At 64.2% G+C, this 26,277-nt stretch carries 26 protein-coding genes; 16 read left to right on the forward strand and 10 right to left on the reverse strand.

Annotated features, from left to right (window positions below; translation table 11 throughout):
* The first annotated feature begins 22 nt into the window (after positions 1-22).
* Complete coding sequence (locus tag FJ417_RS20625; RefSeq protein ID WP_140784733.1) at positions 23-1,222, forward strand: MFS transporter; 1,200 nt, start codon at positions 23-25, stop codon at positions 1,220-1,222.
* Here FJ417_RS20625 and FJ417_RS20630 read toward each other — a convergent pair.
* Positions 1,191-2,381: an aromatic ring-hydroxylating dioxygenase subunit alpha gene (locus FJ417_RS20630; RefSeq protein WP_140784734.1), complete on the reverse strand. Its 1,191-nt coding sequence runs from the start codon at positions 2,379-2,381 to the stop codon at positions 1,191-1,193. The two genes, FJ417_RS20625 and FJ417_RS20630, sit on opposite strands and share 32 nt — an antisense overlap.
* Positions 2,382-2,578: 197 nt before the next feature.
* Between FJ417_RS20630 and FJ417_RS20635 the strand changes: the two genes are divergently transcribed.
* The 3 genes from FJ417_RS20635 to cobO all read left to right on the forward strand — a co-directional run bounded on the left by FJ417_RS20635 (position 2,579) and on the right by cobO (position 4,567).
* The gene (locus tag FJ417_RS20635) at positions 2,579-3,265 is read left to right on the forward strand and encodes a gamma-glutamylcyclotransferase (protein ID WP_140653664.1); all 687 of its coding nucleotides are present in this window, start codon (positions 2,579-2,581) and stop codon (positions 3,263-3,265) included.
* 131 nt (positions 3,266-3,396) lie between these two features.
* Entirely contained in the window at positions 3,397-3,936 is a 540-nt protein-coding gene (cobU, locus tag FJ417_RS20640) for a bifunctional adenosylcobinamide kinase/adenosylcobinamide-phosphate guanylyltransferase (protein WP_140784735.1), read from the forward strand.
* A 1-nt stretch (position 3,937) separates the two neighbouring features.
* Positions 3,938-4,567, forward strand: a complete 630-nt coding sequence (gene cobO, locus FJ417_RS20645) for a cob(I)yrinic acid a,c-diamide adenosyltransferase (RefSeq protein WP_140653594.1) — start codon at positions 3,938-3,940, stop codon at positions 4,565-4,567.
* On the opposite strand, the gene cbiB is transcribed toward cobO, so the two are convergent.
* Positions 4,564-5,571, reverse strand: coding sequence for an adenosylcobinamide-phosphate synthase CbiB (gene cbiB / locus FJ417_RS20650; RefSeq protein ID WP_140784736.1), 1,008 nt, complete (start codon positions 5,569-5,571; stop codon positions 4,564-4,566). The two genes, cobO and cbiB, sit on opposite strands and share 4 nt — an antisense overlap.
* Between cbiB and cobD the strand changes: the two genes are divergently transcribed.
* Positions 5,570-6,625 carry a threonine-phosphate decarboxylase CobD gene (gene cobD, locus FJ417_RS20655; RefSeq protein WP_140784737.1) on the forward strand — a complete coding sequence of 352 codons (1,056 nt, stop codon included), beginning with the start codon at positions 5,570-5,572 and terminating at the stop codon, positions 6,623-6,625. The genes cbiB and cobD overlap by 2 nt on opposite strands.
* A complete protein-coding gene (locus FJ417_RS20660) occupies positions 6,622-7,131 on the forward strand; it encodes a tyrosine phosphatase family protein (protein WP_140784738.1) in 510 nt (169 codons plus the stop codon). Before cobD ends, FJ417_RS20660 begins: the two co-directional genes overlap by 4 nt.
* A gap of 13 nt (positions 7,132-7,144) precedes the next feature.
* Here the strand turns inward: FJ417_RS20660 and FJ417_RS20665 are convergent, their stop codons facing one another.
* Positions 7,145-7,942 (reverse strand): creatininase family protein, encoded by a 798-nt coding sequence (locus FJ417_RS20665; RefSeq protein WP_140784739.1) that lies wholly within the window; start codon positions 7,940-7,942, stop codon positions 7,145-7,147.
* A 61-nt stretch (positions 7,943-8,003) separates the two neighbouring features.
* A complete protein-coding gene (locus FJ417_RS20670; protein WP_140784740.1) occupies positions 8,004-8,387 on the reverse strand; it encodes a RidA family protein in 384 nt (127 codons plus the stop codon).
* 253 nt (positions 8,388-8,640) lie between these two features.
* On the opposite strand from FJ417_RS20670, the gene FJ417_RS20675 reads away from it, so the two are divergent.
* The 9 genes from FJ417_RS20675 to FJ417_RS20715 all read left to right on the forward strand — a co-directional run bounded on the left by FJ417_RS20675 (position 8,641) and on the right by FJ417_RS20715 (position 16,066).
* The gene (locus FJ417_RS20675; RefSeq protein ID WP_140646651.1) at positions 8,641-9,645 is read left to right on the forward strand and encodes an ABC transporter substrate-binding protein; all 1,005 of its coding nucleotides are present in this window, start codon (positions 8,641-8,643) and stop codon (positions 9,643-9,645) included.
* 15 nt (positions 9,646-9,660) lie between these two features.
* Positions 9,661-10,482, forward strand: coding sequence for an ABC transporter ATP-binding protein (locus FJ417_RS20680; RefSeq protein ID WP_140784741.1), 822 nt, complete (start codon positions 9,661-9,663; stop codon positions 10,480-10,482).
* Positions 10,469-11,320 carry an ABC transporter permease gene (locus FJ417_RS20685; RefSeq protein ID WP_140784742.1) on the forward strand — a complete coding sequence of 284 codons (852 nt, stop codon included), beginning with the start codon at positions 10,469-10,471 and terminating at the stop codon, positions 11,318-11,320. The genes FJ417_RS20680 and FJ417_RS20685 overlap by 14 nt, the downstream gene beginning before the upstream one ends.
* A gap of 33 nt (positions 11,321-11,353) precedes the next feature.
* The gene (locus tag FJ417_RS20690; protein ID WP_140784743.1) at positions 11,354-12,655 is read left to right on the forward strand and encodes a cytosine deaminase; all 1,302 of its coding nucleotides are present in this window, start codon (positions 11,354-11,356) and stop codon (positions 12,653-12,655) included.
* Positions 12,655-14,052 (forward strand): FAD-binding oxidoreductase, encoded by a 1,398-nt coding sequence (locus FJ417_RS20695; RefSeq protein WP_140784776.1) that lies wholly within the window; start codon positions 12,655-12,657, stop codon positions 14,050-14,052. The genes FJ417_RS20690 and FJ417_RS20695 overlap by 1 nt, the downstream gene beginning before the upstream one ends.
* 205 nt (positions 14,053-14,257) lie before the next feature.
* A complete protein-coding gene (locus tag FJ417_RS20700) occupies positions 14,258-14,839 on the forward strand; it encodes an NAD(P)H-dependent oxidoreductase (RefSeq protein ID WP_181183265.1) in 582 nt (193 codons plus the stop codon).
* Positions 14,839-15,426 (forward strand): NAD(P)H-dependent oxidoreductase, encoded by a 588-nt coding sequence (locus tag FJ417_RS20705; RefSeq protein ID WP_140784745.1) that lies wholly within the window; start codon positions 14,839-14,841, stop codon positions 15,424-15,426. Before FJ417_RS20700 ends, FJ417_RS20705 begins: the two co-directional genes overlap by 1 nt.
* A 77-nt stretch (positions 15,427-15,503) precedes the next feature.
* Positions 15,504-15,737: a hypothetical protein gene (locus tag FJ417_RS20710; RefSeq protein WP_140784746.1), complete on the forward strand. Its 234-nt coding sequence runs from the start codon at positions 15,504-15,506 to the stop codon at positions 15,735-15,737.
* Positions 15,734-16,066: a type II toxin-antitoxin system RelE/ParE family toxin gene (locus tag FJ417_RS20715; protein ID WP_246687504.1), complete on the forward strand. Its 333-nt coding sequence runs from the start codon at positions 15,734-15,736 to the stop codon at positions 16,064-16,066. The genes FJ417_RS20710 and FJ417_RS20715 overlap by 4 nt, the downstream gene beginning before the upstream one ends.
* A 12-nt stretch (positions 16,067-16,078) precedes the next feature.
* Here FJ417_RS20715 and FJ417_RS20720 read toward each other — a convergent pair whose 3' ends face one another.
* From FJ417_RS20720 to FJ417_RS20740, 5 genes are all read right to left on the reverse strand, one after another.
* Entirely contained in the window at positions 16,079-18,526 is a 2,448-nt protein-coding gene (locus FJ417_RS20720) for an FAD-dependent oxidoreductase (RefSeq protein WP_140784747.1), read from the reverse strand.
* Positions 18,523-19,704 (reverse strand): pyridoxal phosphate-dependent aminotransferase, encoded by a 1,182-nt coding sequence (locus tag FJ417_RS20725; protein ID WP_140784748.1) that lies wholly within the window; start codon positions 19,702-19,704, stop codon positions 18,523-18,525. Before FJ417_RS20725 ends, FJ417_RS20720 begins: the two co-directional genes overlap by 4 nt.
* Positions 19,704-20,603: a homocysteine S-methyltransferase family protein gene (locus tag FJ417_RS20730; RefSeq protein ID WP_140784749.1), complete on the reverse strand. Its 900-nt coding sequence runs from the start codon at positions 20,601-20,603 to the stop codon at positions 19,704-19,706. Before FJ417_RS20730 ends, FJ417_RS20725 begins: the two co-directional genes overlap by 1 nt.
* Positions 20,600-23,053 carry an FAD-dependent oxidoreductase gene (locus tag FJ417_RS20735; protein WP_140784750.1) on the reverse strand — a complete coding sequence of 818 codons (2,454 nt, stop codon included), beginning with the start codon at positions 23,051-23,053 and terminating at the stop codon, positions 20,600-20,602. The genes FJ417_RS20730 and FJ417_RS20735 overlap by 4 nt, the downstream gene beginning before the upstream one ends.
* Positions 23,054-23,154: 101 nt before the next feature.
* Complete coding sequence (locus tag FJ417_RS20740; protein ID WP_246687501.1) at positions 23,155-23,742, reverse strand: XRE family transcriptional regulator; 588 nt, start codon at positions 23,740-23,742, stop codon at positions 23,155-23,157.
* Between the two features lie 236 nt (positions 23,743-23,978).
* Here FJ417_RS20740 and FJ417_RS20745 point away from each other — a divergent pair, with 236 nt between their 5' ends.
* Positions 23,979-24,683, forward strand: a complete 705-nt coding sequence (locus FJ417_RS20745; RefSeq protein ID WP_140646639.1) for a nitroreductase — start codon at positions 23,979-23,981, stop codon at positions 24,681-24,683.
* Positions 24,684-24,705: 22 nt separating this feature from the next.
* Here FJ417_RS20745 and FJ417_RS20750 read toward each other — a convergent pair whose 3' ends face one another.
* Positions 24,706-26,148: an MFS transporter gene (locus tag FJ417_RS20750; protein ID WP_140646637.1), complete on the reverse strand. Its 1,443-nt coding sequence runs from the start codon at positions 26,146-26,148 to the stop codon at positions 24,706-24,708.
* Between the last annotated feature and the right edge of the window lie 129 nt (positions 26,149-26,277).

Below are 26,277 nucleotides of genomic sequence, written 5' to 3' on the forward strand. Positions count from 1 at the left end.
TGATTCACGTCCCGGAGGGCCGATGTCCACCCATGTGCGCCATCCGATCTGGCTTCCGGCCTTGCGGCCGGCGGATGCGCGTACCTTCGCTTCGCTCTATGCGATGGAATCCTTCGCTCGCGCCACCGTCTCCAGCGTGATCCCGATCCAAGCCTACGAGATCCTGCACAATGAGCGGACCGTCTCGATGCTCTACACCATCGTGTCGTTGATGGGCCTTTCGGTCACGCTGTTCATGCCGATGCTGATCCGCCGCTTCGCGCGGCGCTGGGTCTACACGGCCGGCTGCGTGCTGCTGGCGATCGGCTCCGCCTTCTTCGTCACCCACACGTTGCCCGGACAGATCGTCGGCATGCTCTGCCGCGTCATGGGGGCGAGCGCGCTGTCGATCACGCTCAACCTCTACATCATGGACCACATCCGCAAGACCGACTTCATGCAGGCGGAATCGCTGCGCATGGCCTGGTCGATGTTTGCCTGGACGGGCGGGCCGACGCTGGGGATATTCCTCTACACCCATTTCGGCATCTATGCCGCGCATGGCGCGGTCGTGATTTTTGCGTTCGCGCTGCTTTGCCTGTTCTGGTTCTACCGGTTGACCGACAACCAATCGATCCGGCCCGGCAAGTCGCGCCCTGCCAATCCGCTTGCCAATATCGGCCGCTTCGTGAAGCAGCCGAGGCTCAGGCTCGCCTGGCTGATCGCCTTCGGCCGCTCCTGCTTCTGGACGACGTTCTTCGTCTACGGTCCGCTGTTCATGGTGATCACCGGCCAGGGCGAACTCGCCGGCGGCCTGCTGGTTTCGGCCGGCAACGCGCTTCTGTTCGTGGCGATCTTCTGGGGCAGGGCCGGCAAGCGCTTCGGCGGAAGGCGGGTCATGACCTTCGCCTATTTCGCCATGGCCGCCATGCTGTTTGCGGCAGGCGGCGTCGGCGAGGCCGCACCGCTGCTCACGGCCGCGCTGCTGCTGGGTGGCGCGCTCTTCACCATCGCGCTCGACGCGCTGGGCTCGACCGCCTTCATGCGCTCGGTGCGCACCTATGAAAGAGCGCAGATGGCGGCGGTCTACCGCACCTATCTCGACTTCTCCGAACTGACGCCGCCGCTGGTCTATTCGGTGGTGCTCGCCTTCTTCGGCCTCGGCTCGGTGTTCGTCACGCTCGGCATCCTGGCCGCCTTCTGCGGCTTCGTCACCTGGCGCTATCTGCCGAAGGCGTTTTGAACGCCGCGTGACGGCCGCGCACCCAGCCGTGGAAGCGGTGCAGGTCGTATTCTTCCGGCATCAGCACGCCGGCCTCGTGGCGCATCGAGCGCAGGCCTTTCTGGTTGATCTCGCAGATCGCGGCGTCTTCCTCCAGCACCTGGGTGCCGAAGGCGACGATGTTGTCGATATCGGACTTTCCCAGCGCATCCGGCGCGAACAGCCATTCGGCGGCGAGCTCGGTCTGCTCGGGACCGAGCGGGGAGAGCCGCACGGTGCGCATGTAGTCGACATGGCCGACGATGAACATCGAGGGCAGCGAGGTGGCGTAGGTCTGGCCGGCGGCGCGCTCGGCCGGGGTCAGGCCGGAAAAGATCGGGCCATGTGCATGGCCGTCCTTAGACCAGGTTTCGGCGCCGGCGCGCAGCCGGCCGGAGAATTCCGGATCGTCATTGTCGGCGTTGCGCGCCCATTCGGGATCGTCATGCCTCGCCATCAGGCCGCGGCCGTAGATCGGCACCAGCCGCGACAGGTCCTTATGGACGCCCGGGCAGTGCAGGCATTCGTTGAAATTCTCCCAGAAGATCTTCCAGTTGCAGTTCATCACCTTGGTCAGCCGGTGGCCGGTGACGAGCGTTTCCAGCGGCCAGTTGGAAAGGTCGCCGGAGGCACGATCGAAGGAGGTTTCCGCCGAGCCCTCGGGCTCCTCGGCGAGGTTGATGAAGACGAAGCCGCGCCAGAGCGAGAGCGCCACGCGGTAGAGTGGATAATCGGCCTTGTCGAAGCCGTCGGGCAAAGATTTCGATGGCACGCGCACGAGATCGCCGCGCGGCGAATAGGACCAGGCGTGGTAAGGGCAGGTCAGCAGCCTGGCCTTCAGCCGCCCGGCGCTTTCCTGGCAAAGCTGCGAGCCGCGATGCCGGCAGGTGTTGTGGAAGGCGCGCAAGGCACCGGTCTCGTCGCGCAGGACGACGATCTCCTGGCTGCCGATACCGAAGGTTCGGAAGGCGAGGGGCTCCGCCAGATCGGCCTCGCGGCAGACCATCAGCCAGCTCCGGTACCAGATGCCGCCCAGATCGCGCCGGTAGGCGTCGGCGTCCCAATAGGCCGCCGACGGCAAGGTCGGCTGCAGGCTGGTCAGGCCGTTGTAAGGGTCGCGCTCGCTCGGATTGGGCTGCATCGGCTTCTCCCCGCCAGAGCAGTCCAGCGCTCAATGCGATCGTTGACCTGCTCTAACTCTTTGTTTTTACGCAATTCCGGACGGTTATGCACTTTTCCTGGAATTGCTCTGATGCCAGCCGACACCCGGGCAAAGCTGTTGTCAATTGCCGGCTCCGCGCATTGTGGCGGCCACGGGAGGACCTTAAGGTCGAAGGCATGCTGCCAAGAACCATGTCGCTTACCGAGGAACTGGTCGCCCGTTGCTTTCGCACGGTCGAGGATGCGGGACCGGATCCCGATGCCGCGCATCTGGATGACGCCGACTATGACGCAATGGCGCGCATGCTGGAGGCTCAGCTTCCAGCCACCGAACCGCTCTGGCTGTTTGGCTATGGCTCGCTGATCTGGAAGCCCGAGATCGAGCATGTCGAGGAGCGGGTGGCCCTGCTGCGCGGCTGGCATAGATCCTTTTGCATGAACATGACGCGCTGGCGGGGGACCAAGGCAAGTCCGGGCCTGATGATGGCGCTGGACCGCGGCGGGCAGTGCAAGGGCGTCGCCTTTCGGCTCGGCGACGGCGACAGGCGAGAGCAACTCGACAAGATCCTGCGGCGCGAGGTGACGCTGAAGCCGACCAGCTACCATCCGCGCCTGCTCAATATGACGAGCGATGGCGGCGCGCTGCGGGCGCTGGCCTTCGTCATCAACCGCCAGGGCACCACCTATGCCGGCCCGTTAAGCGAGGAGGCGGTTGTCGAAAGGCTGGCGACCTCCTGCGGCCATTGGGGCTCGGGCGCCGACTATCTCTACAACACGGTGAAGAATCTCGAGCAGCGCGGCATCCACGATGCGCATCTGTGGCGATTGCAGCAGCTCGTCGCGGCGCGGATCGCCGCCGCGTAGCACCCGTGACCTGTGCCGCAATCGCGCCGGGCGGTGGCGGAATTTGGTTTGCCGGCCGGAGGGCTTGTGCCTAAAGTCGCGCCGTCGGCCTGATGGCCGCGACAATATTCATCCAACCGTGAAGGCAGGGAATGACCGGCGCGACAGCCGCGAGCGCAGCTTCCAATCGGAAACTGACTTTCGTCCTCGGCGGCGCGCGCTCGGGGAAGAGTTCGCATGCCGAAAGTCTGACGACGGCCTTTTCGTCACCCTGGGCTTACATAGCCACGGCACAGGCTTATGACGACGAGATGCGCGAGCGCATCGCGCTGCATCGGTCGCGGCGCGGCGAAGGCTGGGTCACCGTCGACGCGCCGCTCGAACTGGTCGCCGCAATTGAAGCCTTGCCGGACCACCAGCCGGTGCTGATCGATTGCCTGACGCTGTGGCTCACCAATCACATGCTGGCCGAACATGATGTCGAGGCCGAATGCCAGCGGCTGGCGGATATGCTGTCGCGGCCGCGCGGGCCGTGGTTCGTGGTCTCGAACGAAGTCGGACTGGGCATCGTGCCCGACAATGCGCTGGCGCGCCGGTTCCGCGATGCCGCCGGCCGGCTCAACCAGCAGGTCGCGGCGGTAGCCGACAGCGTTCTCATGATGGTGGCGGGGCTGCCGCTCAAGGTGAAATGACATGGCCGAAATCGAAGACAAGACCATTGACGACAGGGACGCCGAGCGCCACCGCGCCAAGATGGCGAAGCGCAAGGCGGTGCAGGATGCCGAAGTGGCCGGCAAGACGATCGAGAAAGGGCTGCTGATCGTCAATACAGGCCCGGGCAAGGGCAAGACCACGGCCGCCTTCGGTCTGGCGCTGAGGATGCTTGGGTATGGCAAGCGCGTCGGCGTTGTCCAATTCATCAAGGGAAAATGGCACACCGGCGAGAAGGACGCTTTCGCCGCGTTCGGAAACCGCGTCGTCTGGCACGCGATGGGCGAGGGCTTCACCTGGGAGACCCAGGACCTCAAGCGCGACATCGCCGCCGCCGAAGCCGCCTGGGCCAAGGCGCTGGAACTGATGGCCGATCCGTCGATCAGCCTCGTGGTGCTCGACGAGCTCAACATCGCGCTGCGCTACGACTATCTCGACCTGGAAAAAGTGGTCGCGGCGCTGAAGGCGCGCCGGGACGATCTGCATGTCATCGTTACCGGCCGCAACGCCAAGCCGCTGCTTGTCGAGGCGGCCGATCTCGTCACTGAAATGGGGCTGACGAAGCATCATTTCTCGGCGGGCGTGAAAGCCCAGCAGGGAATTGAGTTCTAAAGTGCGCTGGCGCCCTGACCGCTGATCTGGATGGTCAGATAGATCACAACCGCCGACAGGGTCGCGAACAGCCCGAGCAGCAGCCAGTCGGCCACGCGATAGAGCTTCAGCGCCTGGCGGATGTCGGTGCTTTCGGCCTCGCGGCGGCCGCCTTCGCCCATGAAGGCATCCTCCACGACCTCGCCGTCATAGCTGCGCGGTCCGGCGAGGGACAGCCCGAGCGCGCCGGCCATCGCCGCCTCCGGCCAGCCGGCATTGGGCGAGCGGTGTTTCCTGGCGTCGCGTCGCATGACCTGCCAGGCGCCGCGCGGATCGGCGCCTGGGACAAGAAAGGCCGCCAAGACGATGAGCAGGCCGGTGAGCCGCGATGCGGGCAGGTTGACCAGATCGTCGAAGCGGGCGGCGGCCCGGCCGAAGGCCTCATATTGCGGCGTGCGGTGGCCGATCATCGAATCGGCGGTGTTGGCGGCCTTGTAGGCCGCGCCGCCGCCAAGGCCGCCGATGCCGGTCCAGAAGGCAGGTGCGACGATGCCATCGGAGAAATTCTCGGCCAGGCTTTCGATCGCGGCGCGCGCGACGCCCGCTTTGTCGAGCTTTTCGGGATCGCGGCCGACGATGCGTGAGACGGCGATGCGGCCGAGCGTCAGGCCGCCGGTCTCCAGCGCGTCGGCGACCTCCTCGACATGCTCGGCGAGGCTTTTCTGCGACAGCAGCGAGGAGCCGAGGATCGCGGCAATGACGAGGCCCGTGGGGAACATCATCCAGAGCAGGACATGCAACGTCAGGCCGATCAGGCCGGGCACCAGCAAAATGACGAGCAAGGCCTGGACGCCGCGGCGGCGACGCAATTCGTCGGAATCCGTCGCGCGGTTGAGCCGGCGATCGAGAAAGGATATCAGCCTGCCGATCCAGGTTACCGGGTGGCCGATGGCGTTGAACAGCCAGTCCGGGTAGCCGAGGGCACGTTCGACGGCGAGTGACAGGAAAGCGATCAGGATTGACATGAAGCTTCTAAGCGGAGCGATTGCAGCGGTTGATCATGGCGGCAGCCTTGGCCGCGCAAGCGCGCTTTTTCCTCATGCGCCAAAACCTTTCGTGGACCTCTCGACAGGTATCAATCCGCACTCCTATCCGCTTTTCGATCTGCCCGCCACCGCCCTGTCCCGATTGCCGGAGGCAGGACAACTGCGTGAATTGGCCGAAATTGCGGCTTCGGCCTATGGCGCGCCGTCAGCGGCACATGTGGCGGCGGCGCCCGGCACGCAGATTTTGCTGCCGCACGTCACTTCGCTGGTGCGACCCGGCAAGGCGCTGGTGCTCGGCCCGACCTATGCCGAACACGCGCGGGCCGCGGCCATCGCCGGCCATTCGGTTACGGAGGTCAGCGATTTCGACGCGCTGGGCGAGGCGGACCTTGCGGTGCTGGTCAATCCCAACAATCCTGACGGGCGGGTGATCGAAAAGGCCCGCCTGCTCGACCTCGCCGCGCGGCTTCGCGCCAAGAGCGGGCTGCTCGTCGTCGACGAAGCTTTCATGGATGTCGGCCCGATCGAGCAAAGCCTGGCCGGCGATGTCGGGGTGGGCGGTATCGTCGTGCTGCGCTCGTTCGGCAAGTTCTTTGGCCTCGCCGGCGTGAGGCTCGGCTTCGCGCTGACGGATCAGCTGACGGCCGAGCGGCTGGATGCGCAGTTGGGGCCCTGGGCGGTGGCCGGTCCGGCGCTCGAATATGGCATCCGCGCGCTGTCGGATGCGGGATGGCAGGAGGACATGCGGGTACGTCTCGCCTCCGATGCCAAACGACTCGACGCGCTGCTTGGAAAGTCCGGTGTGCCAATCTCCGGCGGCACCTCACTGTTCCGCTATGTGTCTTTCAACGATGCTTCTAGCTTGTTTTCGGCGCTCGGCAAGCGTGGCGTGCTGGTCCGTCACTTCGCTGAGCGGCTTCACGTTCTGCGCATCGGACTGCCGGGCAGCGAGGCGGAATGGCGGCGCCTCGAAGGTGCCCTTGCCACGTGGGCCGCGCGGCGCAAGGATGCACCGAAGGAGTTCGGGCAATGATCCACGTCTGTTCGCTGTCGAAGGTCGACGAGACCGTGGCAAGGACCGGTGCGCAGCGGTTGTTGTCGCTGCTCGCCGCCGGCACCGAAATGCTCCGCCCGGCCTCGATCCCGGCGGAAAACCACCTGCATCTCGTCATGCACGATATCGCCGTCGCGCAGGAAGGCATGACCATGCCAGGCGAGGAGCATGTGCGGGCCTTGCTCGATTTCGCCTATCGCTGGGACCGGGCAAAGCCGCTGGTGGTACATTGCTATGCCGGCGTCAGCCGCTCGACCGCGTCGGCCTATATCATAGCGGCGGCGCTTTCGCCCAAGCGCGACGAGATGGAACTCGCCCGGACGCTGCGTTTCCTCTCGCCGACGGCGACGCCCAATCCACGGCTGATTGCCGTTGCCGACATGCTGCTTCAGCGCGACGGCCGCATGATCGCGGCGATCGAGGCGATCGGGCGCGGCGCCGACGCGTTCGAGGGAATACCCTTCGAATTGGGGATCGAAGCTTAGATCAGAGCGGACGCTACGACAGCCACTCCGCAAGCTTTGCCTTACGAACATCCCTGACCAGATTGATAAAGCCGTCGGCCTGCATTTCCGCCGTCAGGCGGCCCTTCTCGGCCGTGGCGATAGAGGCATCGCCGACCACGCCGTTCGGGTTGAGGTCGCTGGCGATCCAGGCGAAGGCGTGCGTTCCGGTGTGGCGCAGCAGGGCGAATTCCTTTTCGGCGCGGGCGACATTGGAGACGAAGTCATCCGCCTTGGTCATGTCGACGAGATCAGGGCGGAAGTGCAGCATCAGCGAGGTCTCGACATCGCCGCCATGGATACCGTGACGGTCCTCGAGCTCGGTGTACATGCCGGCCGGGCGGCCGAAACGCTGCCAGCTCGTCTTCACCGACAGCATTTTGGCGCGCACGCGCAATTCGCGCGAAACGATGCCCATGATCTCTTCATTGCCGCCATGCGAATTGACGATGATCAGTTTCCGGACCCCAGCGCGGGCGACCGAGAGGCCAAGCTCGGTCCAGGCATCGACCAAGGTGGTGGCCGGCAAGGTGAGCGTTCCCGGCGCGTGCAAGTGCTCGTTCGACTTGCCGACCGCCTGCACCGGCAGGATGCGGATGTCGAGATCGTCGGGCAGGCGCGCGACCACCGTCTCCAGCATGCCGACCATGATCGAGGTGTCGGTCGAGACCGGCAGATGCGGGCCGTGCTGCTCGATCGCCGCCACCGGCAGCACGGCGATAGTCGCCTCGGCGTCGATCGAGGCATATTCGGTCGTCCGGTAGTCGCCCCACCACACACGTCTTGTCGTCACTTTTCGTCTCCCGATTGGTCTGCTGTCCGGCCTGAGGTCTAAAGACTATCCCCGGCAACAGCTAGCCTGCTGCCAGAACTTCGACCTCGACCTTGAATTCCGGACGCGCAAAGCCGGAAACGATCATCAGCGTCGAGGCCGGCGCCGGGTCCGAAAACAAGCGGTTGCGGACATCCATATAGGCCTGCAGATATGCGCGGTCGGTGACGAAGGCGTTAATGCGAACGGTGTCGTTCAAGGTCAGCCCGGCTTCGCTCAAAATCGCGGCGATGTTCTTGAAGCAGAACTCGGCCTGGGCGCCGGCGTCCTCGGGAACATGGTCGTCAGCCCCGATGCCCAGTTGTCCGGAGCACAGCACCAGCCGTTTTCCGGCGGGTATCTCAACGCCGTGGCTGTAGCGGGCGAAGGGCGGCTTGATCGTCTTGGGGGCGAGGTATTTCAGCATGGCATTCTCCTGTGCGCCCGCAGACTAAGGCTCGATTCGTGAAACCTTCAAGATGCGGTGCATGCCGCCAGAGCGATTATGGACAGGCGTCCAAAAAATAGGCACGATGCCTCGCGTACAGCATGACCCTTCCGGTCTCGGCAATGACTGCCGCGCAAGCGGGCGGCCCGGGCGGTGGCATGTGTCTTGCTTCTTGAACCAATGGTGTCGAGCCCAGCGCGTTGCGCGCCGGAGCCAAGAGAGGGTGAGTTTTATGATCGGAAATGGGAAGGTCCTGGCGGGCTCGATCGCCTTGCTGGTGGCGGGCACACTGAGCGCGGCCGCGAACGAGAAGGTGACGTTCGGCACCAACTGGCTGGCCGAGCCGGAGCATGGCGGCTACTACCAGGCCGTTGCCGACGGCACCTATGCCGCCTGCGGCCTCGACGTCACCATCATGCAGGGCGGCCCGCAGGTCAGCGGCCGGCCGATGCTACTTGCCGGCAAGATCGATTTCTATATGGGTGGCAATCTGCTCTCGGCCTTCGACGCGGTGCAGCAGGGCATTCCGATGCGTGTCGTCGCGTCCGACTTCCAGAAGGATCCGCAGGTCATCATGTCCCAGCCGGGGCAGGGGCTCGACAAGTGGGAGGACCTGAAGAGCGCCGACCAGTACATCATGGGCGACGAGGGTGCGCAGACCTTCTTCCAGTGGATGGTCACAGATCTCGGCTTCGATGCCGCCAAGCGCGTGCCCTATACGTTCAATCCGGCGCCCTTCATCGCCAACAAGAAGTCGATCCAGCAGGGCTATGTGACGTCCGAGCCGTTCGCGGTGCAGAAGGCGGGCGGCTTCGTGCCGAACCAGTTCCTGCTCGCCGACTATGGCTGGGATACCTATTCGACCACCATCGAGGTGATGCAGGATACGATCGACAAGCGGCCGGAGGTTGTGCAGTGCTTCGTCGATGGCTCGGCCAAGGGGTGGTACAAGTACCTCTACGGTGACAACAAGGCCGCCAACGATATGATCAAGAAGGACAATCCGGACATGACGGATGAGCAGATCGCCTTCTCGATCGAGCAGATGAAGAAATTCGGCGTCGTCGATTCGGGCGATTCGGAAAAGCTCGGCATCGGCACCATGAACGAAGCCCGCATCCAGAGCTTCTACGACAAGATGGTCAAGGCCAAAGTCGCGCAGCCGGGCATCGACATCAAGAAGGCCTATACGCTGGCCTTCATCAACAAGGGTGTCGGGCTGGAGCTGAAGAAGTAAGGCGGCCTGCCTGAGATGATCCAGGAGAAAGTGGCTGAGACGCCGGCGGCATCGGGAGAGACCCCGATGCTGCTTGCCCTGCGCAATGTCGGCAAGGTCTTTTCCAACGGCGTGACGGCGCTGAGCAAGGTCGACCTTACGATCCGCGAGGGGGATTTCCTGAGCCTGCTCGGCCCTTCGGGCTGCGGCAAGTCGACGGCGCTCAGGCTGATCGCCGGCCTGTCGACGCCGACCTCCGGCCAGCTCGACTGGCGCGGCTCGATCGACCGCTCGAACACCGGCTTCGTCTTCCAGGAGCCGACGCTGCTGCCCTGGGCCAGCGTCTTCGACAATGTCTGGCTGCCGCTCAGGCTGAAGGGCGTGTCGCGCGCCAAGGCGGAGCCGACGGTGATGGAGATGCTGTCGCGCGTCCATCTCACCGGCTTCGAGAACGCCGTGCCGCGCGAGCTTTCGGGCGGCATGAAGATGCGCGTCTCGATCGCGCGGGCCATGGTGACCAAGCCGCGCATCCTTCTGATGGACGAGCCCTTCGCCGCGCTCGACGAGATCACCCGCTTCAAGCTCAACAACGACCTTCTGGAGCTTTGGCAGGACGAGCGCTTCACCGTCGTCTTCGTCACGCACAGCGTGTTCGAAAGCGTGTTCCTGTCCAGCCGCGTCGTCGTCATGGCCGCGCGTCCCGGCCGCGTCTTCAGCGAACTCGCCGTCGATGCGCCTTATCCGCGTGACGAAGCGTTCCGCACCTCGCCGGACTATGCCGCGCTTTGTCGGCAGGCCTCGGACGTGCTGGTGAGCGCCATCAACTCAACCGCCGGATTCCACCATGACGGCCATTGAAGACGCTAGGCTGAAGCTCGATCCGGAAGAGGCGCGCCGCGCCCGCCAGGAGCGCCTGGAGCGCACCGGCAGATGGATGCTGCCGCTGGCGATCATGGTGTTGGCGATCGTGCTGTGGGATCGCATCTGCGTCTGGAACGAGATCCCGCAATATATCCTGCCGCGGCCGGGAGTGGTGCTGCAGACGCTGCACAACGACGCGGGGCTGTTGTTCTCGTCGCTCTTGGTGACGCTCAGGATCACCTTCCTCAGCTTGGCTCTCGCCGTGATCGGCGGCGTCGGGCTGGCGGTGCTGTTCGCGCAATCGAAATGGGTGGAGATGTCGTTCTTCCCCTTCGCAATCGTGCTGCAGGTGACGCCGATCGTCGCCATCTTCCCGCTGATCAACATCTATGTGAACAACCAGACCGTCAAACTGCTGCTCTGCGCCTGGATCGTCGCTTTCTTCCCGATCCTGTCGAACACCACGCTCGGCCTGAATTCGGTCGACCGGAACCTGCGCGACCTGTTCAAGCTCAACGGCGCGACGCGCTGGCAGCAATTGCGCTATCTGCGCCTGCCGGCGGCGATGCCCTATTTCCTCGGCGGGCTGAAAATCGCCGGGGGCCTGTCGCTGATCGGCGCGGTGGTGGCCGAATTCGTCGCCGGCGCGCAGGGGCAGTCGTCCGGGCTTGCATCGCGCATCATCGAGGCCGGCTACCGGCTCAACGCGCCGCGCCTGTTCGCGGCGCTGATCCTGATCTCGCTGACCGGCATATTGATCTTCCTGGTGCTGTCGCTGGTGTCGCATCTTATCCTGCGCCGCTGGCACGAGAGCGCGCTGAAGCAGGAGCGCTAGGGTGTTTCGTCTCGTCACCCAAGGGAGTTGCAGTTGATTCCGGACAAAGCGTCATACCGGCTTGCCAATGTCCGGCTGCATGCATCGCTGACGCCCGGCCTCGCCGCGGCCTTCGACAGCGACGGCTTCGCGCTTGCCGACATATCTGTCGCCGACGGCAAGATCTCCAGCATTGCCTCGCATGGCAAATCGAAGCTCCCGGCCGACGCGATCGACCTCGCGGGCCGAATCGTGCTGCCCTGCTTCGTCGACTGCCACACCCATATCGACAAGGGCCATATCTGGCCGCGAAAGCCCAATCCGGACGGCACCTTCATGGGCGCGCTCAATGCCACCGGCGCCGATCGCGCCGCGCGCTGGAGCGCCGAGGACGTCGCGCGCCGCATGGATTTCTCGCTGCGCTCAGCCTATGCGCATGGCACCAAGGCCGTGCGCACGCATCTCGACAGCGTGCCGCCGCAGGAGGAGATCTCCTGGCCGGTGTTCGAAACGATGCGGGAGAGATGGCGCGGCAGGATCGACCTGCAGGCGGCCTGCCTGCTCGGCATCGAAGGCGTGCGCGACAAGAAATGGTTCGAGCGACTGGCGAAACGCGTCGCCGCGGCCAAGGGGGTGCTTGGTGTCGTGACCTATATGGTGCCCGATCTCGAGGAACTGCTCGACCAGGTTTTCGCCCAGGCGATCAAGCATGGGCTCGATCTCGATTTCCATGCCGACGAAACCGACGATGTCACGGCCATCTCTTTGAGGAAGATCGCCGAGGCTTCGCTGTGGAACGGTTTTGAGGGCAACATCCTGGTCGGCCATTGCTGTTCGCTGGCACGCCAGCCTGACCTCGAGGTGCTCGACACGCTGGATAAGGTTGCCAAGGCAGGGCTCGCCGTTGTGTCGCTGCCGATGTGCAACCTCTATCTGCAGGATCGCCGCAACAACGAAACGACGCCGCGCTGGCGCGGCGTGACGCTGCTGCACGAGATGAAGGCGCGCGGCATCAAGGCGGCGGTCGCATCCGATAACACACGCGACCCGTTCTACGCTTACGGCGATCTCGACATGCTGGAAGTCTACCGCATGGCGACTCGCATCCTGCATTTCGATCATCCGGTCGGCGACTGGCCTAGGGCGGTGGCGGCGACACCGGCCGAGGTGATGCGGCTCGACGGCGCCGGCGTGCTCGCTGCCGGAGGCAGCGCCGACTTCATCGTCTTCAAGGGCCGCAGCTGGACCGAATTGCTGTCGCGGCCCGAATCGGATCGCATCGTGGTGCGCGAGGGCAGGGCGATCGAACGCCAACTGCCCGACTATGCCGAACTCGACGAACTGATGGTGGGATGATGGATATCGCAGTGCTGAAGCGCGATCTCGACGGGATCAAGGTCGACGACCATCCGGCCATCGTCCAGCAGAAGAGCCGCGACTTCTATTGGTACAGCCCGGTTCTGAAGGCGCAGCTCGACCATGTCACCGGCGACCTGATCGTCACGCCGAAGAACGAGGACGAGGTCATTCGCGTTCTGGCTGCCTGTCATCGGCACGGCGTGCCGGTGACGCCGCGCGGCAGCGGCACCGGCAATTACGGCCAGGCGATGCCGCTGTCGGGCGGCGTGGTGCTCAACCTTGCCGAGATGAACACGGTCAAGTCGATCGCACCGGGACGCGTGGTGACCGGGCCGGGCGCGGTGCTGGCCGACATCGACAAGGCGACGCGGGCGCATTCCGGGCAGGAGCTGCGCATGTCGCCTTCCACCTACAACACGGCTTCGATCGGTGGCTTCGTCGCCGGCGGTTCGGGCGGCGTCGGCTCGATCCGCTGGGGCGGCTTGCGCGACCTCGGCAACGTCATTCGCCTGCGGACCGTGACGATGGAGGCCGAGCCGCGCGTCATGGAACTGACCGGCGACGACGTGCTCAAGGTCATGCACGCCTATGGCACCAACGGCATCATCACCGAGGTCGAGATGCCGCTGACGGCCTCCTACGATTGGATCGACGTCATCGTCGGCTTCGACGATTTCATGGATGCGGCCGGTTTCGGCAACGATCTCGCCGTTCAGGACGGCATTTTGGCCAAGCTGATCACACCGATCGCCGCGCCCATCCCTTACGACTATTTCAAACGGCACCAGAAATTCTTCCGGCGCGAGCAGAGCATCGTGGTGTGCATGATCGCGCCGCACGCGATGGACGCCTTTATCGCATTCGTGCGCAGCGGCAAGGGCGAGATCGTGTTCCGGGCCGACCAAGGGGCCGATATCAAGGGGCTGCCGCCGGCCTATGAGCTGACCTGGAACCACACGACGCTGCGGGCGATCCGGGTCGATCCGACGATCACCTATCTGCAGACGCGCTATCCGTCGCCGGACCATCTCGCCCATGTCAAGGCGATGGTCGACCGTTTCGGCGACGAGGTGCCGGCGCATTTGGAATTCATCCGCTTCGACGGCGCCATCGGCGTCGCAGGCCTGCCGCTGGTGCGCTACACCACAGAAGAAAGGCTCGACGAGATCATTCGCATCCATGAGGACAATGGCTGCTGGATTTTTAACCCGCACCGCTACACGCTGGAGGAAGGCGGCATGAAGCGGACCGATGACGTGCAGCTTGCCTTCAAGCGCGATACCGATCCGCAAGGCCTCCTCAACCCGGGCAAGATGATCGCCTGGGAGAATCCCGGCTACGACTACCGCTCCGGTAAGCCGTTCCTGTTCAAGGGACTGCAGGGAGCTGGGTGAGGAGAGGTTTGCGCTTGAACACTCCCCTCTGTCCTGCCGGACATCTCCCCCGCAAGGGGGGAGATTGGCAGCTTGGGCGCTGCAGCCAGCCTGCCGCGCTGATAATTGTCGAAAGCGATGCGGCAGTCCGATCTCCCCCCTTGCGGGGGAGATGCCCGGCAGGGCAGAGGGGGGTGCCTCGCGCTGGCGTTCGGGATCTTGTCACGTGAAAATCCTCGTGCTCTTCGCGCATCCGGTGGAGACCAGCTTCAACGCCGGCCTGCACCGGACGATCGTCGAGCGGCTCGCCGCGGCGGGTCATGCTGTCGACGATTGCGACCTCTATGCCGAGGATTTCGATCCGCGGCTGACGCGCGCCGAGCGGCTCGGCTACCACGACCCGCGCGGGCCGGACGACCCGGTCGCCCCCTATGTCGAAAGGCTGCGGAATGCAGAAGCGCTGGTGCTGTCTTTCCCGGTCTGGAATTACGGTTATCCGGCGATCCTGAAAGGGTTTTTCGACCGCGTCTTCCTGCCTGGCGTGTCGTTCAAGCTGGTCGACGGCAAGGTGCGGCCGACGCTGCACAATATCCGTAAAATGGCGGCCATCACCACCTATGGCGGCAGCCGTTTGCGCGCCATGCTGATGGGCGACCCGCCGCGCAAGATCGTGAAGCGCATGCTGCGGGCCACGATCAAACCCGGCGCTTCCGTCTCCTATCTCGCGCATTATTCAATGAACCTCTCCACCGACGAGACGCGCGACGCCTTCATGGCGAAGGTCGCCGCCACGATGGACGCCTTCTGATGCGCGTGCTGGTGGTCTATTGCCATCCGGTGCCGGAGAGCTATTGCGCGGCGATCCGCGATACTGCCGTCGAGGTGCTGAACGCAAAGGGTTGCGATGTAAGATTGCTCGATCTCTATGCCGAGAATTTCGACCCGGTGATGAGCTGCGAGGAGCGGCGCTTCTACAACGACCGGGCGCCGGAAGACCCGGCGCTCAAGCCGCATTTCGAGCATCTGAAATGGGCGCAGGCGATCCTCTTCATCTATCCGACCTGGTGGTACGGCCTGCCGGCGATGCTGAAGGGCTGGTTCGACCGGGTCTGGGCGACCGACATCGCCTTCCAGCTGCCGGCCGGAAAGGGCCGCATCAAGTCGCTGATGACGCATGTCACCAAGGTCGGCGTCATCACCACTTGCGGCGCGCCGACCTGGTGGAGCGTGGTCGTTGGCCAGCCCGGCCGCAAGACCATCCTGCGCGGCATGCGGGCGCTCTGCGCCACGCGCTGCAGGACGTTTTTTCTCGCCCACTATCTGATGGATTCCTCGACGCCCAGGAGCCGGACGGCCTTTCTGGTCAAAGTTCAAAGGACGCTGGAGCGGTTTTAGGGGCTTCGACTTTCCTGCGGGATCGCGCCGAACGAGTTTGCCTTTTTTTATGCGGAAATGAAGTGCATATTAGAAGCATGACCAAGCTCTTCGAACATGCTGTCCAACGTGTCCGCACCTTGCCTCCTGAATTGCAGGACGAGTATGCGCGTGTCTTCTTGCGGCTCGCGGGTGATGAGGGGGACGAACCTGTTCATCAACTGGGCCGAGAGGAAAAAGCCTCGCTCGCAATGTCCCGGGCGCAGGCTGCGCGCGGTGAATTTGCAACCGACGAGGAAGTCCGTGCTATTTGGGCGAAGCACGGCCTGTGAAGCTTCGTTATACGCTGGCGGCGCTAGCCGAGTTAGATGAAGTTCTCGGCAATATCGCATTGCAGTCACCCAAAGGAGCGAAGCGGATCCAAGCTAGGCTCCATGCGGTCATCGATTTATTGCTTGAACATCCGCTAAGCGGCGTCGTTACAGACGAAAGGCCGATGCGCCGGATCGTCGTGAGACCTTATCCTTCTCTGATCTTACGAGCCTTCCGCCGACGAAATCGTGATTATCGGTATTCGTCATGGTGCTCGCGATCCCTCAACCATGCCGGACAAGTAACAACGGTCGCCTGGTCACGCCTGCGGCAATCCTGTCCGAAGTGAACAGAAGAAAGGCTACATCCTTACCCGTTCCGCCTTAGGATCATACATCGGCTTCAGCGATGCCTCCGCCGCAAAGCGCTCACCGGCGATCTCGACCTCGTAGGATGAGGCAAGCACATCCGCCTCGCTTTCGCCCTCGCACGGCACGTAACCCAGGCCGATCGCGCCGCCGAGATGGTGGCCGTAATTGCCGGAGGTGATCGGGCCGACGATCTTGCCGTCGCGCAGGATCGCCTCGTTGTGGAAGAGCAGGGGCTCGGGGTCTTTCAGGCGGAACTGCACCAGCCGGCGTGACAGGCCGGCTTCCTTCTTCCTGAGCACCGCGTCGCGGCCGATAAAGCCGGCTTTGCTCGTCTTGACGGCAAAGCCCAGGCCGGCCTCCAGCACATTGTCCTCGTCGGTGATGTCGTGGCCGAAATGGCGGAAGGCCTTTTCGATGCGACAGGAATCGAGCGTATGCAGGCCGCAAAGCTTCAGGCCGACATCGGTGCCGGCTTCAGTGATCGCCTCGAAGACATGGGCGGCCTGCTCCGTCGAGACATAGAGTTCCCAGCCGAGCTCGCCGACATAGGTGACGCGATGCGCCCGGGCGAGGCCCATGCCGATCTCGATCTCCTGGAAAGTGCCAAACGGATTGGCTTCGTTGGAAAAATCGTTCGGGCTGACCTTCCGGATCAGGTTTCGCGCGTCCGGTCCCATCAGGCAGATGACGGCTTCGGCGGCGGTCACGTCGGTGATGACGACGAATTCGTCAGCGATATGCTTGCGCAGCCAGGCAAGGTCGCGCTGCAAGGTGGCGCCCGGCACGACGAGGAAATAAGCTGTTTCGGAAAGTCGCGTCACGGTGAGGTCGCTCTCGATGCCGCCCTTGGCATTGAGCATCTGCGTGTAGACGATCTTGCCCGGCGCGACGTCCAAGTCGTTGGCGCAGAGACGCTGCAGGAACGCGCAGGCATCGCGGCCTTCGACGCGGATCTTGCCGAAGGAGGTCATGTCGAACAGGCCTACGCCGTTGCGCACGGCCAGATGCTCCTCGCGCTGGTTGTCGAACCAGTTCTGCCGCTTCCAGGAATAGCGGTATTCGCGCTCCTGGCCGTCACGCGCGAACCAGTTGGCGCGCTCCCAGCCCGCCACCTCGCCGAAGACGGCGCCGCGCGCCTTCAAATGTTCATGCAGAGGCGAGCGGCGCACACCGCGCGAGGTCGCCATCTGGCGATAGGGGAAATGGTCGGCGTAGAGCAGGCCGAGCGTTTCCGAGACGCGCTCCTTGAGATAGCGGCGGTTCTTCTGGAAGGGCTGGGCGCGGCGGATGTCGACTTCCCAAAGGTCGAAGGGCGCCTCGCCGTCGTTGATCCATTGCGCCAGCGCCATGCCGGCGCCGCCCGAGGAGACGATGCCGATCGAATTGTAGCCGGTCGCCATCCAGTAGCCGGCAAGTTCCGGCGCCTCGCCGAGATAGTAGCGATCGTCGGGGGTAAAACTCTCCGGACCGTTGAAGAAGGTGTGGATGCCGGCGGTGCCCAGCATCGGCATGCGGTTGACGCCCATTTCGAGGATCGGCTCGAAATGATCCATGTCCTCGGGCAACTGATCGAAGCAGAAATCCTCGCGGATGCCGTCCATGCCCCAGGGCTTCGCCACCGGCTCGAAGGCGCCGAGCATCATCTTGCCGGCGTCCTCCTTGTAGTAGGCGCACTCGTCCGGGACACGCAGCACCGGCAGGCGGGACAGGCCGGGGATCGGCTCGGTGACGAGATAGAAATGTTCGCAGGCATGCAGCGGGATGGTGACGCCGTTCTGCCGGCCAAGCTCGCGCGCCCACATGCCGGCGCAGTTGACGACGATGTCGGTTTCGATCGTGCCTTGTTCTTCGCCCTGCGCCCAGGAGATGCCGGAGACGCGGCCGTTCCTGGTGTGGACCTTGGTGACCTTGACGTTCTCGATGATTGTCGCGCCGCGCTGGCGCGCGCCCTTGGCCAGCGCCATGGCGATGTTGGCCGGATCGCACTGGCCGTCGAGCGGCAAATGCACCGCGCCGACCACGTCCGAGACATTGAGATGCGGGTACATCTCCTTGACTTCGCTCGGCGAAATCTCGCGCACGTCGACATCGAAGGCGCGGGCGAGCGATGCCTGCCGATATATCTCGTGCTTGCGCTCTTCGGTCAGCGCGACGGTGATCGAGCCGACCTGGCGCATGCCGGTGCCGACCTCGGTCTCGGCTTCGAGCTTGACGTAGAGGTCGGCCGAGTATTTCGCCAGCCGCGTCATGTTCTGCGAGCCGCGCAATTGGCCGATCAGTCCGGCCGCATGCCAGGTGGTGCCGCTGGTGAGCTGCTTGCGCTCCAAGAGCACGATGTCGGTCCAGCCGAGCTTGGCTAGGTGATAGGCGACCGAGCAGCCGGAGACGCCGCCGCCGATGATGACGGCGCGGGCCTTACTGGGGATGGCCTTGGTCATGCTGCCTCGCGGCGGTAGTTGGAGGCGAAGCGGCGCACGCGAAGCGCTGCTTCCTTGAGGATGGGTTCTGGCTGGCAGAGGCTGATGCGGATGTGCCCGGCCGCGGCCTCGCCGAAGCTCGATCCGGGCATCACGCCGACCTTTTCCTTGTCGAGCAGTGCCCAGGCGAATTTCTCATCGTCGGGCTCGACGGCAGAGATATCGAGCATGATGTACATGCCGCCTTCGGAGCCGCGCACGGTGACTTCGTTGGCGCCGCGTATGGCATCGAGGAAGACGGTGCGTCGCGCGGCATAGCGTTCGGCGATGTCCTTCACGCCATAGTGGTTCTCCAACGCCTCGGCGCAGGCGATCGAAATGAAGGCCGGCAGGCCATAGGTCGTGACCAGATTGAGGTCGGTCATCAGCGCGATCATCGCTTTCGGCCCGGTCAGCCAGCCCATGCGCCAACCGGTCATGCCGTGGCTTTTCGACATGGAGTTGATGACCAGCGTGCGCTCGGCCATGCCGGGCAGCGAACGCGGCGAGATATGCTCGCCGCCGCCAAGCGTCCAGTAGACCTCGTCCGACAGCAGCCAGAGATCATGCTCCTTGCAGATTTTGGCCAGTTGCTCGAGCCGTTCGCGCGAGTAGACGGCGCCCGTCGGATTGTTCGGCGTGTTGATCAGGATGGCGCGGGTGTTGGGCTTGAGCGCGGCGCGGATCATCTCCGCGCGGGGTTGAAATCCATCTTCGGCGGGCGTCTCGACCACGGTGAAGCGGGCGCCTGCGGCGCTGAAGGTGTTGGGATAGGTGGCGTAATAGGGCGCGACGACGATGGCGTGGTCGCCAGGGTCGAGCACGCCCTGCACGGCAGCGTAAAGCGCTGCCTGGCCGCCAGGCGTGGCGATGACCTCGTCGGGTTCCGTGAGGATGCCGGCGCAAGCGGTCGCGGCGGCGGCCATCGCCTTGCGCAGGCGCGGTAGGCCAGGCAGCGGCGTGTAGTGATGGTTGCTGCCGCGCACGGCGGTCACGCAAGCCTCGATCGTTTCAGACGGCGTGTCGAAATCATGGTCGCCGACCGAGAGCACGATGATGTCTTCGCCGGCCTGCTTCCGATTCCAGGCGGCGAAATGAACCTCCCAACCATCCTTGCCGGAAGGCACGATGGCAGTAATGCGCTTTGACGGCTTTGGCATCAGGAAACTCCCGAAATCTGGTGGCCGGCCCGCGTGAGCTTGTCCCGCAGGGCGGCGATATGGGCGGGGCCGACCTCGCAGCAGCCGCCGACAATGCCGGCGCCGGCATCGACCCAGCCGATGGCCTGGTCGGCATAGGCTTGCGGATCGAGATCATGGCGGGCGTGCAGCACCTCGACCGTGCCGCCATGCTTCAATGCCTCGACCGAAGTGAAGCCGTTGGCATAGGCACCCACCTGTCCTCCCAGGGCAACGAGTTCGGGCAAGGCGGCGGCGATGGCTTCGGGCCGGCAGCAGTTGAGCAGCCGGGTCGCGACCGGCAGGTCGTCGAGAGCGTTGACGGCGGCAGCAATGGTTTCGCCGCTGCGCAGGCGGGGCGTGCCGTGGTCGGCCAATGTCCACGACACCCATACGGGCTTGCCGCTTTCCGAGGCTGCGGTGACCGCTGCGCGGGCCTCCTCGGCGGAAGCCATCGTCTCGCACAGGAACAGATCGACGCTGTCGGCCTGCTCGGCGACTATTCGGCGATAGATATCGAGCGTCTCCTCGAAGGAGATGGTCAGCGCCGGCGCGTAGCTTCCGAACAGAGGCGACAGGCAGCCGGCTATGGCTGCGTCGCCCGCTTCGTCGCGGGCCTGCCTCGCCAGTTCGATGCCGCGCTTCTGCAACGGCTTGAACAGATCTTCGGCGCCCTCGCGGGCCAGGCGTTCCGGCGTTGCCGAATAGGTGTTGATGGTAATGACACGTGCGCCGGCACGGATGAATTCCGCGTGCAGGTCGCGCACCAGGTTCGGTTCGTCGATCAGCACCCTGGCCGACCATAACGGCGTCGGCTCGGACCTGCTGCGCCGGACCAGTTCCTGGCCCATGCCGCCATCCGTGAGGATGACGGAGGTCATGCCCGCAACCTCTCGTTCTTCGGATCCCACAGCGGCTCGTCATTCTGGACGACGGCCTTGAAGCGATCGCCAAAAATCTCGATTTCGATCGCCGTGCCCGGCTGCGTGAGATCGGCGCGCAGCATGCCAAGCGCAATCGACTTGCCGACCCGGTGGCCCCAGCCGCCCGACGTCGTCTCACCGACGATGCTGCCGCCGTGCCAGAGCGTCGACATATAGGGCGCGTCGCAATCGCCGGGATTTTCGACGACCAGCGTGACGAAACGCTTCGTCACGCCCTGCTGCTTTTCATTGAGCAAAGCCGCCTTGCCGCGGAAGTCGGGCTTGTCCCATTTGACGAAGCGCTCCAGGCCGCCCTGCAGGATCGAATAGTCGGTCGAGAGATCGCCCTTCCAGGCGCGGTAGCCTTTCTCCAGCCGCAGCGAATCCAGCGCATACATTCCGAAGGGTTTCAGCCCGAGCTTCTGGCCGGCGGCCCAGACGGCGTCGAAGATGGTCGCCGTGTCGGCGACCTTGGTGTGGATCTCCCAGCCGAGCTCGCCGGCGAAGGAGACGCGTACCAGTTTCGCCCAGCGTCCGGCGATGGTCGTTTCCTGATGCGTCAGCCAGGGCAGCGAGAGATCCGCGTCGCAGACGTCGGCCAGGATCTTGCGCGAGTTCGGTCCGGCGAGGATCTGGGTCGAGTATTCCTCCGTCCGGTCGGTCAGCGTGAAGGCTGCGTCGGCGGGCATGCGCGACTTCAGCCATTCGAAATCGTGCCACTGCGCCACCGCCGCTGTGATCAGCGTCATCTGGTCCTCGCCATGGCGTACCACCGACATTTCGGTAACGATGCGGCCCTTGTCGTCGGCGAAATAGACGAGGCCGATGCGGCCGGGCTTCGGCACCAGCCCGGTGACCTGCCTTGCCAGCCAGTCAGCCGCACCGGGGCCTTCGAGGTTGAAACGCGAGAAGCCGGGCAGATCGAGGATGCCGGCGGCGTCGCGTACGGCGAGGCATTCCTCGCGCACCGCGCGGTGCCACGGACCTTCGCGGCGGAAGGTGAGGGTGGCTTCTTCCGATGTGTCGTCGCCGGGCTTCGCATACCAGGTGGCGCGCTCCCAGCCATTATAGGCGTCGAACTGGCCGCCCACCGCCTTGATGCGCTCATGCAGCGGCGAAAGCTTGCGGTTGCGCCCCTCCGGCCAGGCATGACGCGGGAACTGGATGGCGTATTCGTTGCCGTAGATCTCCATGCCCTTGGCGACGCAATAGTCGGGGGCCGAGGCAAAGCTCGTGAACCGGCGCGGATCGCAGGACCACATGTCCCATTCGGTCTGGCCCTCGGTGACCCACTCGGCCAGCACCTTGCCGGCGCCGCCCCCTTGCGCGATGCCGAAGGTGAAGACGCAGGCCTCGAAGGCATTCGGCACGCCGGGCATTGGCCCGATCAGCGGGTTGCCGTCCGGCGCGTAGGGGATCGGCCCGTTGATCACCTTGGAGAGGCCGGCGGTGCCGAGGATCGGCACGCGGGCCACGGCATCGGCGAGGTAATGCTCGAGGCGGTCGAGATCGTCGGGGAAAAGCTGGAAGGAAAAATCCTCCGGCATCGGATCGTTGTGGGTCGCCCAATGCGCACGGCAATTGCGCTCATAGGGGCCGAGATTCATGCCGGTCTTTTCTTGGCGCAGATAATAGGAGGTGTCGACGTCGCGCAGCAGCGGCAATTTGCGGCCCTGTTCCTTCGACCATGCGGCGAGCTCGGGGATTTCCTCGAACAATATGTACTGATGGCTCATTACCATCATCGGCACTTCGCGGCCGAACATTTTTCCAACCTCGGCGGCGCGATAGCCGGCCGCGTTGATGACGATCTCGCAGCGGATTTCGCCCTGTGGGGTGGTAACCACCCATTCGCCATTCTCGCGGCGCACGCCGGTGACCGGGCAGAAGCGGATGATTTTCGCGCCCATGTCGCGCGCGCCCTTGGCGAGCGCCTGGGTCAGCTGCGCCGGGTCGATGTCGCCGTCGCTCGGATCGTAGAGCGCACCCTTCAGCTCATGCGTCTCGATAAAGGGGTAGCGGCGCTTGATCTCGTCGAGGCCGACGACGTCGATGTCCATGCCTTGGTAGCGGCCCATGCCCTTGGCGCGCTGGAATTCCTGCATGCGCTCATTGCTATGAGCAAGCCGGAGCGAGCCGGTGACATGGTAGTTCATCGGATAGTCGACCGCTTCGGCCAGACCCCGGTAAAGCTCGGTTGAATAGCGCTGCATGTTCATCAGCGACCACGACGAGGAAAAGGTCGGCACGTTGCCTGCGGCATGCCAGGTCGAGCCGGAAGTCAGCTCGTTCTTTTCCAGAAGCACGCAATCGGTCCAGCCGGCCTTGCAAAGGTGGTAGAGCGATGAGCAGCCGACGACACCGCCTCCGATGATCACCACGCGTGCCGTGGTCGGCAAACCCGCCATGTTCTTCCTCCAACTCAAAGCGCGACACGTCGCGCTTTGCTTCCTGTTGATGCTTGCCGATGTCCCAAAACCGCTGGGCACTTTTGGGCGGCATGCAATGTTCAATAGACAGGCGGTGAAACCACCCAAATGACGACCGCTGCCTCGACGCCAGGATTGCGCCAGCGGAACGGCTTGCCCTCGAAGCGGAACGAATCGCCTTCGCCGAGACGATGCCAGACGCCGTCGATCTCGATCTCGAACGTGCCCGACGCGACATAGCCTGCTTCTTCCGTCGGGCGGCGCGCTTCGGTCTTCAGCTCCGCGCCCGGCGCGAAGACCGAGCGCAGCATCTCGAAGCTACCGCCGAGGTCGGGCGACAGAAGCTCCTCCACCAGGCCGGATTCACTTGTGCCAAGCGAACGGCGGCTGCCGGCGCGCACGACCACGCCGCGCTCCTGCTCGACAGGGACATCATGGCTGAAGAACAGGCTGATCGGAACATCGAAGAGGCTGGCGAATGCTCTGAGGTCGCCGAGCGAAGGAACCGAGAGGCCGCGCTCGACCTGGCTGACCCAACCGACCGAACGGCCTAACTTGAGCGCGATTTCAGCAAGCGTGAGGCCGCGCGCCTTGCGGAGCGCACGGATGTCGCCGGCCAGCAGCCGGTCGCCATTGTCCTGCTCCGATTTGGTCGCGGTCGGGGTCAAAGGTTGCTCGTGAAAAAATCTGGATAAATTTCATGAGAGGGTAAAATCATGAAAAAATCAAGGAGATTTTCATAGGCCACAAGATTTGCTTGCGCGTTTTCGGCGGTTGATGCAAAGGCTCGCGCACGAGCGGCGAGTGGGGCGTCCGGTCGGGGACCAGTTTTAGCTTATAGTCTGCGGATGGTCGTTAAGGAAACCGGGTTGCGGGTTTCTGGCCATGCCAAAAGGGACGACCCATGCTTGAGAAGAACATCCGGATCGCGTCGGATGCGGAGATCGTCGATGAGGCGATCATGTCGCGCCGGTCGGTGCGCGCCTTCCTGCCCGATATGGTCGATGATGACACGATCCGCGCGATCCTGGCCGTCGCCGCGCGCGCGCCGTCCGGCACCAACATGCAGCCCTGGCGCGTCTATGTGACCAAGGGCGAGGTCAAGCAGCGCATCAGCGACGCCATCCTCAATTCCGGCATCCGCGCCGAAAAGGCGGAGTGGGACGAGTACCGCTACTATCCCGACCAGTTCTTCGAACCATACCTCACGCGCCGCCGTGCCAACGGCTTCGGGCTCTATGGCGTGCTGGGCATCGGCCGCCGCGAGGTCGACAGGATGCGCGCCCAGCACGACCGCAACTTCATCTTCTTCGACGCGCCGGTCGGCATGATCTTCACGATCGACCGGAGATTGAACCAGGGGTCGTGGATCGACTACGGCATGTTCCTGCAGAACATCATGGTGGCGGCGCGGGGCAGGGGGCTGCATACCTGCCCGCAGGCGGCCTTCGCGCCCTATCACCGCCAGATCAGGCCGGTGCTCGGTATTCCCGACGAGGAGATCGTCGTCTGCGGCATGGCGCTCGGCTATGAGGACACGTCGAAGCCCGAAAACGAGTTCCGCACCGACCGCGCGCCGCTCGAGGACTGGGTAAGCTTCGCGGAATAATGACGCCGAGTTTCTCGGTCGGCTAATCGGTGCTCATATGCGCGCCGTGCCCGCTGACATGGGCGCCATCCTGCGGCGTCAGCCTGAGATAAGCCGACAGCGCGCAAAGCGTGATCAGCCCTTCGATGACGAACAGGATGCGATAGTCGTTGACGCTGGCCTTGCCGCCGCCGGCAAGCAGCGACAGCAGCGCAGCGGCGAGGCCGACGCTGATCGCCACCGCAAGCTGCCACAAGATGTAATAGAGCGCGCTGAAGCGCGCGAGCTGCTCCGGCGCGATATCCGAATAGGAAAGGTTGCCGGTCGAGGCCCATTGCACCGAACGGAAGACGCCGAAGGCGAAGATGTAGGCCAGGACGATCCAGGCCGGCAGGCTCTCTTGCATCAGGGCAAAGCCCGCGACCAGCAAAGCGACGATCGGCGTGTTGGTGACCAGCACGCGCCTGAAACCGAAGCGGTTCAACAGGCGCGGCATGAAGAAGCGCATCATCAACGACCCGATCGCGGCGACGAAGGTCAGCGATCCGGCCTGCACGGCGCTCATGCCGAAGCCGAGCTGGAACATCAGCGGCAGCAGGAAAACCACCGAGCTCAGGCCAATCGTGTCGAGGGCGCCGCCGGTGAGGAAGGAGATGCGGAAGGTGCGGATGCGCAGCAGGTTGAGATCGAGCAGCGGGTTGCGGGCGCGCAGGCAATAGAAGGCGGCAACCGCCAGGATGACGATCGCCAGGCCAAGCTCGATGCCGATGAGACTGCTTGCGGCATCCTTGGCGGCAAGCGAATCCATGCCGAAGACCAGCAGCCCCATGCCGCTGCCCACGAGCAGGAAGCCCGGAAAATCGAACGGCGTGCGGACCGGCTTGGTCGTCGTGGGAAACATGGAGGCGGCCAGCATCGCGGCGGTCAGCGCGATCGGGATGTTGATGTAGAAGATCCAGCGCCATGAGACGTAAGTGGTGAGCGCGCCGCCGACGAGCGGGCCGACAAGCGGCCCGGATTGGCCGGCCAGCGAGATATACATGTTGATCTTCAGCGTGCGGTCGCGCGGGAAGCTCGACAGGATCACGACCTGGCCAAGCGTGCCCATCAGCGCGCCGCCGCAGCCTTGCAAGGCGCGCGAGCCGACCAGCATCCAGATGTTTTCCGAAAGGCCGCACAGGGCCGAGGCGCCAGCAAAGACGAGCAGCGCGAAGCAATAGACGTTGCGCAGGCCGAAGCGGTCGGCCAACCAGCCGCCGAGCGGCATGGTGACGATGAGGCTCGCGACGTAGACCGTGATCAGCAGGCCAAGCTGGCTTGGCGGGCGATCGAGGCTCTCGCCGATGCCGGGCAGCGCGGTAACCACGACATTCTGGTCGAGGCTGGTCATGAACACGCCGCAGGCGACCGTCGCCGGCAACAGCATCGACGGCCCCCCCGCCGGAGCAAAGCGGGTCGTGGCCGTCGCCGAAGTCTCAACAGTCATGGAAGAGTATGGTCGAACTGGTTGCCTGAGCGGACGTTTGCCCTGGCAAACGCCGATGATTCCTATCTATCGTCCCTGCTGGCCCAACGCTCAAGCAGCAGTTGTAATCGTCCGTAGTGCCAGATGCCG

Source organism: Mesorhizobium sp. B3-1-7 (assembly GCF_006439385.1).
Classification (GTDB): Bacteria; Pseudomonadota; Alphaproteobacteria; order Rhizobiales; family Rhizobiaceae; genus Mesorhizobium.

Bases quoted from the DNA above. Each gene is read 5' to 3' on its own strand.
- FJ417_RS20675 (WP_140646651.1), top strand. From the start codon at position 8,641: ATGATCGGAAATGGGAAGGTCCTGGCGGGCTCGATCGCCTTGCTGGTG.
- FJ417_RS20710 (WP_140784746.1), top strand. From the start codon at position 15,504: ATGACCAAGCTCTTCGAACATGCTGTCCAACGTGTCCGCACCTTGCCT.
- FJ417_RS20660 (WP_140784738.1), top strand. From the start codon at position 6,622: ATGATCCACGTCTGTTCGCTGTCGAAGGTCGACGAGACCGTGGCAAGG.
- FJ417_RS20635 (WP_140653664.1), top strand. From the start codon at position 2,579: ATGCTGCCAAGAACCATGTCGCTTACCGAGGAACTGGTCGCCCGTTGC.
- FJ417_RS20680 (WP_140784741.1), top strand. From the start codon at position 9,661: ATGATCCAGGAGAAAGTGGCTGAGACGCCGGCGGCATCGGGAGAGACC.
- FJ417_RS20630 (WP_140784734.1), bottom strand. From the start codon at position 2,381: ATGCAGCCCAATCCGAGCGAGCGCGACCCTTACAACGGCCTGACCAGC.
- cobU (WP_140784735.1), top strand. From the start codon at position 3,397: ATGACCGGCGCGACAGCCGCGAGCGCAGCTTCCAATCGGAAACTGACT.
- FJ417_RS20735 (WP_140784750.1), bottom strand. From the start codon at position 23,053: ATGGCGGGTTTGCCGACCACGGCACGCGTGGTGATCATCGGAGGCGGT.
- FJ417_RS20750 (WP_140646637.1), bottom strand. From the start codon at position 26,148: ATGACTGTTGAGACTTCGGCGACGGCCACGACCCGCTTTGCTCCGGCG.
- FJ417_RS20720 (WP_140784747.1), bottom strand. From the start codon at position 18,526: ATGACCAAGGCCATCCCCAGTAAGGCCCGCGCCGTCATCATCGGCGGC.
- FJ417_RS20685 (WP_140784742.1), top strand. From the start codon at position 10,469: ATGACGGCCATTGAAGACGCTAGGCTGAAGCTCGATCCGGAAGAGGCG.
- FJ417_RS20730 (WP_140784749.1), bottom strand. From the start codon at position 20,603: ATGACCTCCGTCATCCTCACGGATGGCGGCATGGGCCAGGAACTGGTC.
- cbiB (WP_140784736.1), bottom strand. From the start codon at position 5,571: ATGTCAATCCTGATCGCTTTCCTGTCACTCGCCGTCGAACGTGCCCTC.
- FJ417_RS20670 (WP_140784740.1), bottom strand. From the start codon at position 8,387: ATGCTGAAATACCTCGCCCCCAAGACGATCAAGCCGCCCTTCGCCCGC.
- cobO (WP_140653594.1), top strand. From the start codon at position 3,938: ATGGCCGAAATCGAAGACAAGACCATTGACGACAGGGACGCCGAGCGC.
- FJ417_RS20625 (WP_140784733.1), top strand. From the start codon at position 23: ATGTCCACCCATGTGCGCCATCCGATCTGGCTTCCGGCCTTGCGGCCG.
- FJ417_RS20705 (WP_140784745.1), top strand. From the start codon at position 14,839: ATGCGCGTGCTGGTGGTCTATTGCCATCCGGTGCCGGAGAGCTATTGC.
- FJ417_RS20745 (WP_140646639.1), top strand. From the start codon at position 23,979: ATGCTTGAGAAGAACATCCGGATCGCGTCGGATGCGGAGATCGTCGAT.
- cobD (WP_140784737.1), top strand. From the start codon at position 5,570: ATGAAGCTTCTAAGCGGAGCGATTGCAGCGGTTGATCATGGCGGCAGC.
- FJ417_RS20725 (WP_140784748.1), bottom strand. From the start codon at position 19,704: ATGCCAAAGCCGTCAAAGCGCATTACTGCCATCGTGCCTTCCGGCAAG.
- FJ417_RS20695 (WP_140784776.1), top strand. From the start codon at position 12,655: ATGGATATCGCAGTGCTGAAGCGCGATCTCGACGGGATCAAGGTCGAC.